The organism is Prevotella sp. Sow4_E9_plate, from assembly GCF_052116205.1.
Lineage (GTDB): Bacteria > Bacteroidota > Bacteroidia > Bacteroidales > Bacteroidaceae > Prevotella.
The window spans coordinates 179798-196133 of sequence record NZ_JBQKLN010000002.1 but is presented as its reverse complement, the minus strand read 5'-3'; the positions used below and the strand labels follow the sequence as shown (position 1 = coordinate 196133).

The 16336-nt window shown below is 43.2% G+C and carries 12 protein-coding genes and 1 tRNA gene; 3 read left to right on the top strand and 10 right to left on the bottom strand.

The features are described 5' to 3' along the window. Window positions 1–17 precede the first annotated feature (17 nt). The 8 genes from ACTQ53_RS01690 to ACTQ53_RS01655 form a co-directional block, all read right to left on the bottom strand. Window positions 18–977 carry a substrate-binding domain-containing protein gene (locus ACTQ53_RS01690; RefSeq protein WP_294970706.1) on the bottom strand — a complete coding sequence of 320 codons (960 nt, stop codon included), beginning with the start codon at window positions 975–977 and terminating at the stop codon, window positions 18–20. A gap of 4 nt (window positions 978–981) precedes the next feature. Further along, window positions 982–1830 (bottom strand): energy transducer TonB, encoded by an 849-nt coding sequence (locus ACTQ53_RS01685; RefSeq protein WP_294970704.1) that lies wholly within the window; start codon window positions 1828–1830, stop codon window positions 982–984. Window positions 1831–1863: 33 nt separating this feature from the next. Then, the gene (locus ACTQ53_RS01680) at window positions 1864–2511 is read right to left on the bottom strand and encodes an ExbD/TolR family protein (RefSeq protein ID WP_293630521.1); all 648 of its coding nucleotides are present in this window, start codon (window positions 2509–2511) and stop codon (window positions 1864–1866) included. Beyond that, complete coding sequence (locus ACTQ53_RS01675; RefSeq protein ID WP_294970702.1) at window positions 2512–3156, bottom strand: ExbD/TolR family protein; 645 nt, start codon at window positions 3154–3156, stop codon at window positions 2512–2514. 30 nt (window positions 3157–3186) lie between these two features. Further along, the gene (locus ACTQ53_RS01670) at window positions 3187–4023 is read right to left on the bottom strand and encodes a MotA/TolQ/ExbB proton channel family protein (protein ID WP_294970700.1); all 837 of its coding nucleotides are present in this window, start codon (window positions 4021–4023) and stop codon (window positions 3187–3189) included. Window positions 4024–4273: 250 nt separating this feature from the next. Then, window positions 4274–5467, bottom strand: coding sequence for a pyridoxal phosphate-dependent aminotransferase (locus tag ACTQ53_RS01665; RefSeq protein ID WP_264950796.1), 1194 nt, complete (start codon window positions 5465–5467; stop codon window positions 4274–4276). 113 nt (window positions 5468–5580) lie between these two features. Next, the gene (locus tag ACTQ53_RS01660) at window positions 5581–6792 is read right to left on the bottom strand and encodes a bifunctional 3,4-dihydroxy-2-butanone-4-phosphate synthase/GTP cyclohydrolase II (protein WP_153124579.1); all 1212 of its coding nucleotides are present in this window, start codon (window positions 6790–6792) and stop codon (window positions 5581–5583) included. Window positions 6793–6813: 21 nt separating this feature from the next. After that, window positions 6814–8706, bottom strand: coding sequence for an LptF/LptG family permease (locus ACTQ53_RS01655; protein WP_441931785.1), 1893 nt, complete (start codon window positions 8704–8706; stop codon window positions 6814–6816). A 258-nt stretch (window positions 8707–8964) separates the two neighbouring features. On the opposite strand from ACTQ53_RS01655, the gene ACTQ53_RS01650 reads away from it, so the two are divergent. Together ACTQ53_RS01650 and ACTQ53_RS01645 are read left to right on the top strand one after the other, a co-directional pair. Beyond that, a tRNA-Met gene (locus tag ACTQ53_RS01650) sits at window positions 8965–9038 on the top strand. Between the two features lie 260 nt (window positions 9039–9298). After that, window positions 9299–10153, top strand: a complete 855-nt coding sequence (locus ACTQ53_RS01645; RefSeq protein WP_441931784.1) for a helix-turn-helix domain-containing protein — start codon at window positions 9299–9301, stop codon at window positions 10151–10153. A 110-nt stretch (window positions 10154–10263) separates the two neighbouring features. On the opposite strand, the gene ACTQ53_RS01640 is transcribed toward ACTQ53_RS01645, so the two are convergent. Then, window positions 10264–11682: an aspartate ammonia-lyase gene (locus tag ACTQ53_RS01640; protein ID WP_441931783.1), complete on the bottom strand. Its 1419-nt coding sequence runs from the start codon at window positions 11680–11682 to the stop codon at window positions 10264–10266. A gap of 261 nt (window positions 11683–11943) precedes the next feature. Between ACTQ53_RS01640 and ACTQ53_RS01635 the strand changes: the two genes are divergently transcribed. After that, a complete protein-coding gene (locus ACTQ53_RS01635; RefSeq protein ID WP_441931781.1) occupies window positions 11944–14745 on the top strand; it encodes a substrate-binding domain-containing protein in 2802 nt (933 codons plus the stop codon). 372 nt (window positions 14746–15117) lie between these two features. Here the strand turns inward: ACTQ53_RS01635 and dinB are convergent, their stop codons facing one another. Then, entirely contained in the window at window positions 15118–16239 is a 1122-nt protein-coding gene (gene dinB / locus ACTQ53_RS01630; RefSeq protein WP_441931780.1) for a DNA polymerase IV, read from the bottom strand. Window positions 16240–16336 lie beyond the last annotated feature (97 nt).

Genomic DNA, 16336 nt, shown 5'->3' with positions numbered 1-16336 from the left:
TTTTTTATCTTGTCTTGTTACCGTTTTACGTTAACAGTTCTTATAGTGATGTCACCTCTGTATGGCAGTAAACCCGACTTGAACACAATAAGCTGTCCTTTAGGGTTGGAAATGTAGTTGGCAAAACTCCAAGGCAAAGCCTTATGAGGGTCTACTACAATAGCATATATAGTTCTGACGAACGGATATCTTCCATCCAACAAGTATGCCTGATAAGGTTGCCAGCTATTTGAAGGCTTTGCCTCATCTTTCACGGATACTCTCATGACATGAATATTCTTTTTGAATGTGGTATTGGTTGAATCTCTACGATCATTTAACCAATTAGAACCAATCACACCAATAGACCCAGGATTTTGATCAACAAAGTCAATCACCTGTTTACTGGTTTTGGCAGCCATGATTTTGGCTCCCATTTTAGCTCCATGTAATACAGAATCTACCACGTAGTTAGTAGTAGCTGATCGGGTGTTGTCGAAAATGACTTCGATATCACCTCTTTTAGAGCCTGGTCTAATATCACTCCATTTTGTAACCTTTCCCGTTAAGATGTTCTTGATTTCATTTACCGTAATACAAGTATCCGTATTGTTCTTGTTTACAATGAATGCCAAACCATCGTAACCGATAGGGAATACAGAAGGAATAACATTACTTTTTGATTTCAAGTATGCTATTTCACTATCTTTCAAATTTCTTGTTGTGAATAATAGGGCTGTTTTGAAATCTTTAATCATCTGAAGTCCTGTGACTTCATCAGTATATTTTGCTTTGAGTTTGGCTTTTGGAAATTCAAACTCAAATTGACTCCTTTCTTCCTCAATGATAGGACTCAAACTTTCGTCAGCCACAAATTGTATTGTGCCTGAAGTAGGAGTGTCAGTTCTACCATCTTTGGCTTTCTTCTCGCCGCAAGACGAGAAGAAAGCCATTGATAGTACTGTTAATCCTATATAAATATAAGATATTCTTTTCATTCTATTACTGCAATCTAAATACAACTGGTACAGTATACTTAACACGTACAGTCTGACCATTCTGCTTACCAGGAGTCCATCTAGGCATGCTCTTAACAACACGCTGTGCCTCGCGGTCGAGTGAAGGGTCAACTGAGCGTGCAACCTTAACATCAGAGATAGAACCATCACGCTCTACCACGAATGATATGATTACACGACCCTGTACGCCATTTTCCTGTGCTACAACAGGATACTTTGTATTGCTATTGAGGTAAGACATCAAAGCTGCATTTCCACCAGGGAATGAAGGCATCTCCTCTACAACATCGAAGACCTTAGTTGCAACCTCAGGTTTTGGAGCTGGTGGTGGAGGTGGGGCTGCTACTGCAATCTCACTTCTTACAGCTTCCACTGTACGGTCCTTCACACCTTCCTTGTCTTCAGAACCTACAGCTACCTTATCGTCCAGTTTATCCATCTGCTTAACCTGGTTTTCCTCTTTTACGAGTTCATCCTTCTTGATGACAGGTGCAGTAAACTTCTGAGTTTCGCGAGCCACAGGTATCTCCTTCTTTGGTTCAATCTTTGGCTTCACTTGCTCCTTCTTCTTTTCTTCCTTCTTAGCCTGCTTCTGGAGATTAGCCAACTCCATAGCTTCCATATATGCCTGCTGTTCTTCGGCCTTTTTCTGTTCGATGACTTTCCAAGCCAAGAATCCACCCACGAGAGCTGCAGCAATGACCAAGATCAGAAGAGCCTTGATGTTTCGACCAGAAGTACCCTTACGGAGCTGGTATGCACCATACTCCTTGTTCTTTCCGGCGAAAACCATATCGACCCATTTAGGATCGTAAAGATCTATTTTTGCCATTTCTTTCTTGTTTAAAATTGTTTGTTACTCATCTTACATCTTAACGTTTCTAGACTTGAGAAGTTTCTCGTCGTCTGCGTTAATCTTATCGATGACGTAAGTACCAATGTTTGAAATCTGCATTTCGTCGAGAGCGTCAACCATATTCTTGTAAGAAGCGTTGTCGGTAGGCTTGATGACGATGGTAAGAGTAGGAATCTTGCCATCCTTCAAAATACCCGCCTTCAAATCACTAAGTTTCTTCTGATAGATGCTATCAGGATACTGCTTAGGATTCTTCTGACGATCCATGTTCAACTCCTTAACAGCGAGCGAAATTCTTTCTACTGGTCTTGTACCATTCTCTGTAGCGTGCTCTCTCAAGACCTTACGGATTCCCTGGCTGCCCCATGTTGTTTCCTTGATCCATGTAGGATCATTGTATTGAGGGATACCAGCACCGTAGTAAATCTTGTTGTCAGCTGTTACATAGAGGGTAATAGTCTCAGAAGCTTTCGCCTCGTTCCTCTTGTCCTCTGGTTGCTGGTCATCATTACTTGGCATAGTCAGCTCCATTGTCTGAGGTTTGCTCAATGATGTACACAGCATGAAGAACGTGATAAGAAGCATGAGCATATCCACCATAGGCGTAAAGTCTACGCGGACATTCATTTTCTTTTGTTTGCTTTCTTTCTTTGCCATTTATTCGTCCCCCTGTTGTTTTAACTGTGTAATCATATAGTAATGACTCTCATCCATGTCCTGGAGTTCGTTCATCACTCTCTTCACTGTTTTATAAGGTGTAGAAGCATCTGCCTTGAGGGCTATCTTGATGTCCTCGTTTACGTTACGAGCAGCGTCTACCCACTGCTGGAATTCGCTCATACCACCCTTGATACTGTCGAGAGGAATACCCTTAGTCTGGAGATACTGTGGACGCTTTGCAGCGTTCATAGACAAGTAAGTGCTCATGTCACTCATAGAAACACCGAACATACCCTCGCTCTTGAAAGTTTCAATCTGCTTAGGAGTCAATGATACGCCGAAGTTGCCTGTCATTGTGCTCAGTGTTGCTCCCAACTGATCGGTATTATCAATACTCATAAATACTTGGCCCTCGCCGGTTGGTTTACCAGCCTTGTCCTTTTCAGGACTTACCAAGATAGTCAAGACGCCGTTCTCTGGCACCTTAATCTCAGACACAGATCCTGGTGTGTTAACCTTTACAGGCTCATTCTTTACGAATGTAGAAGTGAGCATGAAGAAGGTAAGCAACAGGGTCATAACGTCTGACATAGGAGTCATATCGATCCAGACGTCACTCTTCTTAATTTTTACTTTACCCATAGCGATAAAATTTTAAAGGGTTAGCAAAAATTAAGCCTCTTCTGCGTGGTTAGCTTCGTATGTCTGAGCAATTGAGTAACCTACCTCGTCGAGTGCGTATGTCAACTTATCAACCTTGTTTGTAAATGTGTTGTAAGATACTACAGCACACCAAGATGTCAAAATACCGAATGCGGTGTTGATCAACGCCTCAGAAATACCTACAGAAAGTGCTGCTGAGTCAGCGCCACCACCTTCACCCATGGCCTGGAATGACTTGATCATACCGGTTACAGTACCGAGAAGACCTGTCAATGTACCGAGAGTTACGATTGTAGCGATGATAGGCAAGTTCATTGTCAAAGTTGGCATCTCCAACTGAGTTGCCTCCTCGTGAGCCTGCTGGATCTTAGCTACCTTCTGAGCCTTCTTCAAAGATGCGTTAGCACCAGACTCCATAGACTTGTAAGCGTTCAAAGAAGCCAAAACAACGTTAGCTACTGTACCGCGCTGCTTGTTGCAGAGCTGCTCAGCCTTAGCGAAATCGTTAGCGCTCAAAGCTGCCTTGATGTTTGCAACGAACTTAGGAAGAGCACCTGTACCTGTAGCGGTCTTAAGAGCCAACCAACGCTCGATTGTCATAGCCAACACTGTGAGCAACAAAGTGTGGATAACTGGTACGATAACACCACCCTTGTAAATTGTACCCCAAATGTCTGCTGGGTGATCCTGGATGCCTGGATCCTGGAAGTGCATGTCGTTTCCGAACCATGTGAAGAACAATGTGAATGCGATGATAGCACAAACCACGATGATCCAGAATGCGCCTCTTACTCCCTGAAAGCCCTCAGACTTCTTAGCTGGGGCTGCTTGTTTTGTAGTTGCCATAATTTTACTTTTTTAAATTATTAGTTAATAAATTATTAATATTTTCTTGTTTCCTTGGTTGCTTTGTAGACCTTGTATGTGTTGTTGTCACGAAACACAGTCGGTTATTCAAATTCCAATGGCAAAGATAATAATTATTGGTTAACTATCACCCTAATTAAGAAGTTTTAACGAGATATTGACGCATTTTTTGTCAATATCTCGCTTTTTTCTTACAAAATTGCCAATATTTGGACGTTTTTTGCACTTCTTACTTGAGCTTAGCCAAAGCTTCCTTGATGCGTCGGATTGCTTCAACGATGTTCTCATCGCTAGTAGCATAACTCATGCGGAAACAGTCTGGGTCTCCAAATGCATCACCGCCTACAGTAGCAACATGTGCCTCTTCCAAGAGATACATGGCGAAGTCTGTAGAATTATTGATGGTGTGAGTACCGTTGCTCTTGCCGAAATAGCTGTTGCACTTAGGGAAGAGATAGAACGCTCCCTGTGGCATGTTGACTTCGAGTCCTGGTACTTCCTTTGCCAATTTTACAATCAGATTGCGACGGCGCTCAAATGCCTGGCGCATTTCTTCTACTGCACTCTGGTCGAGTGTATAGGCAGCCTCTGCAGCCTTCTGGCTAACAGAACATGTGCCACTGGTGTATTGACCCTGGAGCTTGTTGCAGCCCTTGATGATCCATTCAGGACCAGCCAGGAAACCGATTCTCCATCCTGTCATGGCGTATGCTTTAGATACACCGTTGGCAATGATGACCTGTTCCTTCATGCCTGGTTCCTGAGCAATGCTGTGGTGCTTGCCTATATAATTAATGTGTTCGTAGATTTCATCTGCCAACACGAAAACCTCAGGGTGCTTTCTGAGAACTTCTGCCAATGCAGCCAATTCTTCCTTGGAATATACGCTACCAGTAGGATTGCTTGGAGAGCAGAGGATGAGCATCTTGGTCTTGTCTGTGATGGCATTTTCCAATTGTTCCGCTGTCATCTTGAAGTCCTGGTCGAATCCTGCGTTTACGATAACAGGTGTACCACCTGCCAATTTTACCATCTGTGGGTAGCTTACCCAATAAGGAGCAGGGATGATAACCTCGTCGCCAGGATTAACGAGAGCAAGGACAGCGTTGCAGACACACTGCTTGCCGCCGGTACCTACAATTACCTCATTGGTTGTATATTCTAAGCCGTTCTCGTTTTTCAATTTGGCAACAATCGCTTTTCGCAAGTCTGGATAACCAGGGACTGGTGAGTAACGGGAGAAATTCTCGTCAATAGCTTTCTTTGCTGCCTGTTTAATGTTGTCAGGAGTGTTGAAGTCTGGTTCACCTACGCTCATGTTGATAACATCAATACCTTGAGCTTTCATTTCACTACTCTTCTGTGACATCGCCAGTGTTGCTGATGGTGCCAATCTGTTTAAACGATCAGATAATTGTGCCATAATTCTTTTTTACTATTTGTTTATCGTGTGCAAAATTAAGCAAATTATTTCTTTTTCGGAAGAAAATTGAGCATTATTTTACGTATTGTACCGAAATAATAACATAATTTTCATTATCCGAGGTGCAGAGTGTGCCCCATGCGGTCTCTCTTGGTCTTGAGATAACGTTCGTTGTACTCGTTTGGTGTTACTTCGATAGCTACGTTTTCTACAATTTCCAAGCCGTATGCTTCCAGTCCTACACGTTTCACGGGATTGTTGGTAAGCAATCTCATCTTGTGTACGCCGAGGTGGCGGAGCATCTGTGCGCCGCAGCCGTAGTCGCGCTCGTCTGGCTTGAAGCCAAGGTGGGTATTGGCGTCTACGGTGTCGTATCCTTCTTCCTGTAATTTATATGCGGCAATCTTGTTCATGAGTCCTATGCCTCGTCCTTCCTGCTGCATATAGATAACAACACCCTTGCCTGCTTTTTCGATGGCTTGCATAGCTTTGTGCAGCTGCTGTCCGCAATCGCATCGCTTGCTTCCCAGAATGTCGCCGGTAGCGCATGATGAATGAACGCGAACCAGGATAGGTTCATCTTCCTTCCATTCGCCTTTGATAAGGGCCATGTGTTCGAGTCCATTGCTAGCCTGACGGAAAGGAATGAGGCGGAAGTGGCCGTATTCTGTTGGCATATCCACCTCTTCACCCACTTCGATGAGTGATTCCTTCTTGAGGCGGTATTCTATCATATCTTTAATGGAAATCACCTTGAGGTGCCATTCTTTTGCCATCTCCATCAACTGTGGAAGTCGTGCCATGGTTCCATCTTCGTTCATGATTTCCATGAGTGCACCTGCTGGGTAGAGACCTGCCATTCTGCAGAGGTCAATGGCTGCTTCTGTATGTCCGCTTCTTCTCAACACACCGTTGTCTTGTGCATAGAGTGGGTTGATGTGACCAGGACGGCCGAATGTCTGTGGGGTTGATGCCGGATCAGCGAGCGCCTTGATGGTCTCTGCGCGGTCGTGAGCAGAAACTCCTGTTGTACATCCCTCCAGCTTGTCTACGGTTACGGTGAATGGAGTACCGAGCATGGAAGTGTTGTCTGAAACCTGATGAGGCAGGTCGAGTTCGTCGCATCTACTGAGGGTGATAGGTGCGCAAAGTACGCCTCTTGCATTTTTGAGCATGAAGTTTACCTTTTCTGCGTCTATCTTTTCTGCAGCGATGATGAGGTCGCCTTCGTTTTCGCGATCTTCGTCATCTACAACAATGACAAATTTACCTTCCTTGAAATCCTTGATTGCATCTTCGATGCTGTTTAACTTATATTCTCCCATGTTTGTGATACTTTTTTATAGTTACATTTCTTTTATTCTTCTAATGATGTTGTCGTTGGTCTGAAGAATGAGCTTCAGGTCGCGATACAGTCGCATTCTGAAACGCCACATTCTCAGATACAGTCCCGTTCCGATTGGGAAGAGAATGGCTGCAGTGATGTTGAGCCATTTCTTTTCGAATGGTCGGGTATGTGCCTTGGTAGACAGGATAGGGTATTGGTTTATGGAATGGAGAAGATATTTGTCCTTCGTGTTGCTGAGGTCTTCAATGATTTTCTCCAGTTCGTTACTGATACGTTCTATCTCATGGTCTGGCTGGTACTTGAAGAATACGTTGATGAAGTTTGGCAGTCTTCTCAGTCTTTGCACCTTATTATATATAGTAATGTCATTTGAGATTTGTGCCAAAGCTTCTGCGTCCTTCCGGTAATCCGGGTCTTCGATGATTACTTCTTTACCAAAGATGTGTCGTTTCATTCGCAGGCCGAATAGATGCATGAAGAAATCGCGGTATGCTTCTATCTTGAATACGGCAGAATCGTTGGTGGCTTTGTAAGTCACGAAGATTGCCAGTGGTGATAGAACGGCAGGAGCAAGTCCCATGCCGAACCATACTGCCCACATTCCGCCTCGTGCCATTCTGAATCCAGTGTTGTCAAGGATGAAGAAGGCAATAAATACCAATACCGAGATGATGACAGGTATACCCAATCCTCCCTTTCTGATGATGGCTCCTAATGGAGCACCGATAAAGAAGAATATCAGGCAGGAGAGAGCGAGCGTGAACTTGCGGATTGCCTCGATATCGTGTTGTCTGATAATATAGTCGGCATCGCTGGTCATCATCGACTTGAAGTCCAGATCCGACAGCTCTTGCTGTACGGTCGACAAGGCATCGTTGGTTACGATTAACTTTCTGTCGCTAGGCAGTTTGTTGTAAATCGTGTCGAAGTTGACTTTGTCACCCTCCTTGATAGCCTTCAATGAATCAGCCTTGTTGTTAAGTCGTGCCAGATTGTAGTATCTGACGTTGTATTCTTGCAGGTAACTTCTGCTGATGGAGTCATAGGTGTGATTGATAGAGTCTACATCGTGTTTGATTTTGGACAGACTCTTTGCCTTTGCATTATTGGATAAAGAAGAAGCATCTGCCAAGTTGAAGCCACCGTCAAAGTCGAGAATGATTTTCTTGGATACAAATGTTTCTCGGCGATAAGGCACAGCTGCACTGTTTCCCAATTCGCTGCTTTGCATATTCTCAAACCATTCTCCGCTATACAGACTAAGCACCAGGTGTTTTTTTTCTGCAGTACTTTGCAGCATACCCGAGTCGGCAAGGATGATGGCGGCATCTTCGTAGCTGTCGGTCATACGGTAAATCATGATACCGTAGAGTTTGCCTGTCTTCAGGTCTTTCTTCTGCACATAGAGGTTGCAGTTAGGAATGCCATCATAGAAGATACCTTCAGGAATTTCGAGTTCCGGGCTCTTCTGTTTCATGGAGATGAGCAGTTGGGCAAGTTTCTGGTTGGAATCAGGCCCCACGTTGTTCTGAAAATAGAAAGAGCCAAACATGATGATGAAGGTGATGACGATGAGAGACCGGAACGCCTGCATCAAAGAAATGCCGGCAGCCTTGATGGCTGTAAGCTCTGAACTTTCGCCCAGGTTTCCGAAAGTCATGAGCGAGGCGAGGAGGATTGCCAATGGCAAAGCCTGTGGAACCAGCATGAGTCCCATGTACCAGAAGAACTGTGCCATGACGTCAATCGTGAGTCCTTTGCCGATCAAGTCATCAATGTATCTCCACAAGAACTGCATCATCAGCACAAACTGGCAGATGAAGAAGGTTCCCAGGAAGAGCAGGCCAAATTGCTTGGCGATGAATATGTCTAATTTTTTAATTCTAAGCATTTTTATAATTGTTGTTCTGTGCCTTTATCCATGAATTGGAATGAAGTGCATACTATTTCAGAGTGCAAAGGTAACACAAAAAAATAAGAATCTCTTCATTTTTCGTTTTTTTATATTAATAATAGGTGAAAAAAGGTGATGAATGCGATGTGAAATAAGAAAAAACATTTTTTTTTGAAAATTTCTTCGAAAAAATTTGTTCAATTCAAATAAATGTATTACCTTTGCACCCGCAAATCAGAAATGACTTGTAAGGATGGCGGGATAGCTCAGCTGGTTAGAGCGTCGGATTCATAATCCGGAGGTCGAGGGATCGTGGCCCCCTCCCGCTACTTCATGAGACACTAACTTTTTAGTTAGTGTCTTTTTTATGCTCTGAACTTTTCTGTACTTTTCCACAAATGTCTTTATAAAAGTTATCAACAGGATGTTGATAAGTGTGGATAACTATCTTAACTTTTTGATATTCAGCAGATATTTGGTTAGAAAACTATTGTTGATAACATTCGGATATCAAGTTCTTCACATTTTTTATCCCTTTTTCTATTGTCCTTTTCAAAATAAAATAGTAAATTTGTGCCCAACTAAAAATATGAGTCTAATGAAGCAGCAAGTATATAATTTAAAGGAGTTTGCTGCTCGACACCATCTTGAAAGCATATATGGGGCTTATGCCTCACACATTCATATAGACGATTTATGCGAAAAGGATTTTATAGAGATGGCTCTAGAGCGCACCTTGTTCACTAAACTGATGTTGGTGAATAGGGGAAGTATCAGAATGGGTATTCTTCAGCATGGGGTTGAAACGGAAAAATCCGACAGAATGCTTTCGGCCAGCGAATTGCTGGTCGTATCACCCAAGCATATCGTTACTTTTTCTGATATGTCTGATGATTTTGAGGCCGAAATCATCTTTGTGGACGAGGAGATTGCGGCCGATGTTGTGTATCAGTTATCTGATGACAAACTGAAGTCTGCACTTGATATCTTCCACATGATTGGCGACATTGTGCGTCATCAACATATCAATAAGGTGGAGATGATACAGTCGATGGTAAATGTTTTAAAGCTTTTGGTATCAGAATTACCTTACGAGAATGTTACCATCACCCGTGATTTGAAGCATAAGAAAGATGTTTATGAGATATTTCTGCATCTTTTGTATCGACATTTCAGAACAGAACGTCAGATTCGCTTTTATGCTGATAAGTTGAATGTTTCTGCTCCTTATCTTTCAAGAATGATAAAGGAGATCTCTGGTACTACGGTGAATGATCATATCTCTTCCTTACTTTACAAGGAGATATGTAATCTCTTGCACCAGACGGATATGTCGCTGGGAGAGATATCTACCTATCTGAATTTCTGCGATCAGAGTGCGATGACGAATTTCTTTAAGATTCGTGCCGGGATGACCCCGTTAGCGTATCGTAATCAATTATAAAATGTTAGAATGATAGCATAAAAAAAGCCTGTAAGCATTATTCCCAAAAAGGAATACGCTTACAGGTTTTTGTATTGTCAACTAATCAGCTGACTTGGTTATGGAAAAATTTATTTCAGCGTAAACTTGTGTGACTGCAACATCTCCTTAGGATCGAGCGCCTTGTCAAGCTCTTCCTTGCTCAGAATGCCCTGCTCGATGACGATATCGTATACCGAACGTCCGGTTGCGTGAGCTTCCTTAGCTACCTTAGAACTCTTCTTGTAACCGATGATAGGATTGAGGGCAGTAACGATACCGATACTGTTCTTTACCATTTCGTAGCAACGCTCCTTATTGACTGTGATGCCGAGGATACACTCAGATGTCAAAGTCTCGATAGCATTCTTCAACCATGTCAAGCTCTCGAAGAGGCTCTCTGTGATGATTGGCTCCATTACGTTCAGCTCCAACTGTCCTGCCTCTGCTGCGAAGCTTACGGTAGCATCGTTACCGATTACCTTGAAGCAAACCTGGTTAGTTACCTCAGGGATAACTGGGTTTACCTTACCTGGCATGATAGAAGAACCTGGTGCCTTAGGAGGAAGGTTGATTTCATTCAAGCCGCAACGAGGACCGGAAGCCATCAGACGGAGGTCGTTGCAAATCTTTGACAACTTGATAGACAAGCGCTTCAAAGCAGAAGAGTAGCTTACGTAAGCACCTGTATCAGGTGTAGCCTCTACCAGGTCGGTTGCTGTCTCGAAGTTTTCGCCTGTCAGTTTGCTGAGGTTAGCTGCGCAGAGCTTAGCGAAGCCAGGAACAGCGTTCAGACCTGTACCGATGGCTGTACCACCCATATTGATTTCGTGTAAGAGTTTCACGTTACGCTCCAAATTGAGGATTTCCTCCTCCAGGTTGTTGGCATAAGCATTGAACTCTTGACCGAAAGACATAGGAACAGCATCCTGTAACTGGGTACGTCCCATCTTGATAACGTCTGCATATTCGTCTGCCTTATAGCGGAATGCGCTGATCAAACCAGTCAAGGCACCTACCAGATGGGTATTCATGCGAATCAAAGCCAGGCGGATAGAAGTTGGGTAAACGTCGTTGGTGCTCTGACCGCAGTTGCAATGGTCGTTAGGGGAGCAGAACTGATAATCAGCCTTCTCGTGACCCATAATCTCGAGGGCACGGTTAGCGATTACCTCGTTGGCGTTCATGTTGACAGATGTACCAGCACCACCCTGTACCATGTCGATAGGGAAGTTCTCGTGCCACTTGCCTTCGATGATTTCTCGGCAAGCCTGAGAGATTGCACCTGAAATTTCATCATTGATAACACCGAGAGTATGGTTTGTCTCGATAGCAGCCAACTTCACGTAAGCGATAGCGATGATGAAGTCAGGATAGCTGCACATTGTCTTGCGTGAGATGTGATAGTTATTGATACCGCGCTGTGTTTGTATACCATAAAGTGCTCCAGCAGGAACTTTGAGTTCACCTAAAAGGTCAGACTCTACTCTAAATTTTTTCTCTTCAACCATAATATTGTCAGTTTTGATGTTAATATTCTTGTTATTACTATTCTTGTTTTTCTGAAGAAGGAGTAGTTTCCTTTATCCGCTGCAAAGATACGATGTTTTTTGTATATTTCATTTATAAAAAATGAACCAGAATTTGTAAAAAACGAACCAAAAGTAAATAATTTCAAAAAAAAAATGTAAATTTGCACCGGAAAGTCTTATTTTTAGATTTTTTCAAGGTGAACAATCTTTTAAATGTCAAAAATAGATAGATAAGTAAGTATGAAACGATATCTATACCTTTATATATATATAGTGTTTGGGATGTTGCTGACCGGTTGTCATCAGCAGCCAAAGAAGTTTGTCATTGGTGTATCACAATGTTCTGAGGACATTTGGCGTGATAAACTCAATGACGAGCTGAAGATGGGTGAATATCTCAACGATTCCATTATCGTGAAGCTTGCTTCTTCCAACGATGATAATGTGTTGCAGAATAAGCAAGTTAACCAGTTTATCGATGAGGGCGTAGATCTGCTTATCGTATCTCCTAATCAGCTGAGTGCGATATCCAAGTCGGTAGAGCGTGCTTACGATAAAGGTATTCCTGTGATTCTCTATGACAGGAAGACCAATTCTGATAAGTATACGGCATTTATCGGCTGCGATAACTATACGATTGGTAAATCGATGGGAACTTTTATCGCCCAGCAGCTTCAGGGAAAGGGCCGCATCGTTGAAATCAGCGGTTTGGAGGGTTCTTCGCCTGCTTTGGAGCGTCATCGTGGTTTTATGGATGCTATCAAGCCTTATCCTGGGTTACAGGTTGTAGCCTCGGAGGAAGGAAACTGGAAAGAAGAGGGTGGAATCCAGGCGATGAAACGCATATTGAAACAGACACAGGACTTTGATTATGTCTTTGCCCATAATGACTGTCTTGCCTGGGGAGCTTATGTGGCTGCCCGACAGATGAGGGTAAAGCGTAACTATAAGTATACCGGAGTAGACGGCATGGCTACCGAAGGTGGTGGTTTGGAGTTGGTACGTGATGGCATCTTTGAGGCATCTTATCTTTATCCAACCAAGGGAGATGAAGTTATAGCCTTGGCTATGAAGATCTTAAAACACCAGCCATATAAGAGGGACAACTATCTGAGCACCTCTATCATTACTCGGGCAAATGCCGAACTCACCCTGATGGAGGCTAGAGATGCTGAGCGTCAGGCGCATAATCTGAAGCTGTTGCATAAGCAGGTGGACCGATACCTTGCTGATTATAACTCTCAGAAAATCATGCTGATAGGTTTGGCTCTATTCCTTCTGGTATGTATTGCTGCTGCTGCTATGATATTCCGGGGTTATGTAGTAAAGGTGAAGCTGAACGAGGAATTGGCTAAGACCAATGGGGAATTGAAGAGAGTGAATGAGGAATTGGAAGATAAGAACGCCGAGCTGAAGCGATTGAATGAGGAGGTTTTGGAGCTGACTCATTCCCGTCTGGTGTTCTTTACGAATATCAGTCATGAGCTTCGAACTCCATTAACCTTGATAGCTGATCCTGTAGAGATGCTTTTAGAGGATAGTGGAATCAAGGGAAAAAGTCGCGAACTGTTAAAGATGGTACAGCGAAATGCCGTTGCCCTACAGCAGTTGGTGAGCAGTATTCTTGATTTCCGCAAGATACAGAATGGTAAAATGGATTTAGAGCTCTATCGTTTTGATATCGTGAAGGCTCTAGAGATATGGGTGGGGGATTTCCAGCTCACAGCCGAACGCAAACGTATCAAGCTCCATTTGGATATGGCAGATTTTTCGGGTAGTCACGAGGTGATTGCAGATAAGGAGAAGATTGCCCGTGTAGTTTTCAATCTCTTGAGTAATGCCTTGAAATATACCCCTGCAGGCGGTGATATCTTCGTTTCTTTAAAGGACGAAAATGAAAAGCTGCGCCTTGATGTTCGGGATACTGGTAAGGGGATTTCTCAAGATGAAGCAACTATGATTTTCGAACGATTCTTCCAGGCTAAAGGGGCAGCCAGTGGTACTGGTATCGGTTTGGCATTGGTCAAATCCTTTGTGGAACTGCATCATGGTGAGGCTTGGGTTGAGAGCGAGCTTGGCAAGGGTTCCGATTTTGTCGTGGTGATTCCGCGCCAGCAGGAGGGAGATTCACAAGTTATCCACACTGATGTGGTAAATGTGGATAACTCTGTAAGTAACTCTCTGTCAGGTAATAATCATGTGATAAACGAGTCCGTTTTGCAATATATCGACGATGGAGAACGTAAAAGTGGAAAAGTTCAGCAATTGGTTAGCGAGACAACCAATAAACCTACTATCTTAGTCATAGATGATAACAATGATATTCGCCAGTATGAGCATACACTCTTGCAGGATGATTATATCGTTATGGAAGCAGTAGATGGTAAGGAAGGATTGGAGATAGCTAAAAAGGAAGTTCCTGATTTGGTGATTTGCGATGTGATGATGCCTGTGATGGATGGCTTGGAGTTCACAGAAAAATTGAAGACGATAACGGCAACCTCTCATATTCCTGTAATCATGCTTACCGCCAAGAATCTGGAGGAACATCGTGCCGAGGGTTATGAACATGGTGCCGATTCTTATATAACAAAACCATTCCACAGTAAGGTACTCCTTGCTCGTATTGAAAACCTGTTGAAGCAGCGAAAGCTTCTGAAGAAACTGTTCCAAGGTTCTCAAGAGGCAGAGCAGGAGATTGCAGAATCTCATCTTGAAGATCGTGATAAGCAGTTCCTCAAGCAACTTCATGCTATCATTCAGCAGAATCTTTCGGATAGTGAGTTCAGTGTAGAGGATATCGGTAAGCAGATAGGCTTGAGTAGAGTTCAGCTTTATCGTAAGGTGAAGGCGATGACGGGTTCTTCTGTCGTTGACTTGCTCCGTAAGGCTCGTTTGGCTAAGGCTAAGCGTTTGCTCGAAACTCGCAGTATGAGTGTTTCTGAGGTTGCTTACGATGTCGGTTTTTCTGCGCCTTCTTACTTCACGAAATGTTTCAAAGAAGAATACGGAATATTGCCGGGCGACGTTGGAAATAATTAAGCTGTCGGAAATTATTGATGAGGAAACAATACTTATTTTCTAAAAATATAGTAGAATTGATGTAAAAAATGCGATAAGAAGGATAAAAATCGTTCATTTTTTAACATAAAGGGGACATTGTATCATTTTTGTCACTTTTTGAACGATAATTGTCCAAGGGTTTCGAAAAAGCTTTGTACTTTTGCACCAGAGTTTAAAAGTTAAATAATTGTTTCGTGCATTAGTTGTTGCATTTTATAGGTTTATGTTTTTAGGTTATAAGATTGAGTTTCAAGCGGTAAGTAGTTTTCTTTAAGGTAAAAAGTTAGTTTTGGGAAATATAGTAAAATCAGGAAAAGCAGCTGGGGCAAAATGCCGTCAGCTGCTTTCTTTTTATCTCTCCCAATCCTTAAACTCCAGTTCAAGCTCTTTGTATTCAGGCTTTTGTGTACTGTTTTCTTTATCCTCCATCCTTGCTTCTTCGGATATAGCATTGCTTACGGATAGACCGATAAGACGGATGGGATGGATTGAAGAGTAATCTACCTGTTGCAGTAAACGCTTCGCCAGGGGCAGGATGTCTTCCTTCTTTTTCAGAATCTTTTCTTGCGAAATGCTGCGGGTAATCTGAGTGAAATCGGCAAACTTTATCTTTAAGGTTAAGGTTCTCCCTTCGAACCCACTCTTCTCGATACGTCCTGCTAGTTCAAGAACTGCGTGATATAGTTCGATAACTACTGCCGATTTGGTATAGATGTCTTCCAGGAAGGTCTGTTCGCAGCCTACCGATTTGCGTTCCCGATAGGTGATGACGGGGCGTTCGTCTATTCCTCTGGCAAAATTGTAGAAGATGTGTCCGGCTTTCCCGAATACTTCAACAAGATGTTCTTCGGACACTTTCCTCAAGTCATCACCGTTATAGATGCCCATGAAGTGCATCTTCTGAAGGGTTTTCTTGCCAACGCCCCAGAAATCCTCTACCGGAAGTTTGGCGATAAAATCGAGTGCCTTATCGGGATGAATGGTACAGATTCCATCGGGTTTCCGGTAATCGGATGCCACTTTGGCTAGAAATTTGCAGTAGCTGATTCCTGCCGAGGCGGTGAGCCCGGTTGTTTCCTTGATGCGAGTCTTGATTTCCCTGGCGATGTCAACCGCCAGTTCTATCCCTTTCTTGTTGTGAGTGACATCCAGAAAGGCTTCATCAATGGAGATGGGTTCAATGAGATCGGTGTATTCCTGGAATATCTGATGTATCTGATGAGATATTTCTGCATAATAAGAATGCCGGCACGGCACGATGATGAGATCTGGACAGCGCTGCTTGGCTTGAGCGATGGATTGCGCCGAGTGAACGCCCCATTTTCGAGCTTCATAGCTGGCTGTAGAAACCACACCGCGAGGTCCGTCGAAGCCTACCGCTACCGGTTTGCCCCGAAGTTCCGGATTGTCTCTTTGCTCTACAGCTGCAAAGAAGGCATCCATGTCGATATGTATGATCTTTCGCTCAGTCATTGTTTGATATATTATACTCTTTTTATTAAAAGCCTGTTTTATGTATCTGCAAAATTACGAATTATTTCTTTTTTATGCAAATCTTTCTTCTTGTTCT

Coding starts and splice junctions, on each gene's coding strand:
- ACTQ53_RS01680 (WP_293630521.1), bottom strand. CDS start 2,511: ATGGCAAAGAAAGAAAGCAAACAAAAGAAAATGAATGTCCGCGTAGAC.
- ACTQ53_RS01635 (WP_441931781.1), top strand. CDS start 11,944: ATGAAACGATATCTATACCTTTATATATATATAGTGTTTGGGATGTTG.
- dinB (WP_441931780.1), bottom strand. CDS start 16,239: ATGACTGAGCGAAAGATCATACATATCGACATGGATGCCTTCTTTGCA.
- ACTQ53_RS01665 (WP_264950796.1), bottom strand. CDS start 5,467: ATGGCACAATTATCTGATCGTTTAAACAGATTGGCACCATCAGCAACA.
- ACTQ53_RS01675 (WP_294970702.1), bottom strand. CDS start 3,156: ATGGGTAAAGTAAAAATTAAGAAGAGTGACGTCTGGATCGATATGACT.
- ACTQ53_RS01660 (WP_153124579.1), bottom strand. CDS start 6,792: ATGGGAGAATATAAGTTAAACAGCATCGAAGATGCAATCAAGGATTTC.
- ACTQ53_RS01690 (WP_294970706.1), bottom strand. CDS start 977: ATGAAAAGAATATCTTATATTTATATAGGATTAACAGTACTATCAATG.
- ACTQ53_RS01670 (WP_294970700.1), bottom strand. CDS start 4,023: ATGGCAACTACAAAACAAGCAGCCCCAGCTAAGAAGTCTGAGGGCTTT.
- ACTQ53_RS01645 (WP_441931784.1), top strand. CDS start 9,299: ATGAGTCTAATGAAGCAGCAAGTATATAATTTAAAGGAGTTTGCTGCT.
- ACTQ53_RS01655 (WP_441931785.1), bottom strand. CDS start 8,706: ATGCTTAGAATTAAAAAATTAGACATATTCATCGCCAAGCAATTTGGC.
- ACTQ53_RS01685 (WP_294970704.1), bottom strand. CDS start 1,830: ATGGCAAAAATAGATCTTTACGATCCTAAATGGGTCGATATGGTTTTC.
- ACTQ53_RS01640 (WP_441931783.1), bottom strand. CDS start 11,682: ATGGTTGAAGAGAAAAAATTTAGAGTAGAGTCTGACCTTTTAGGTGAA.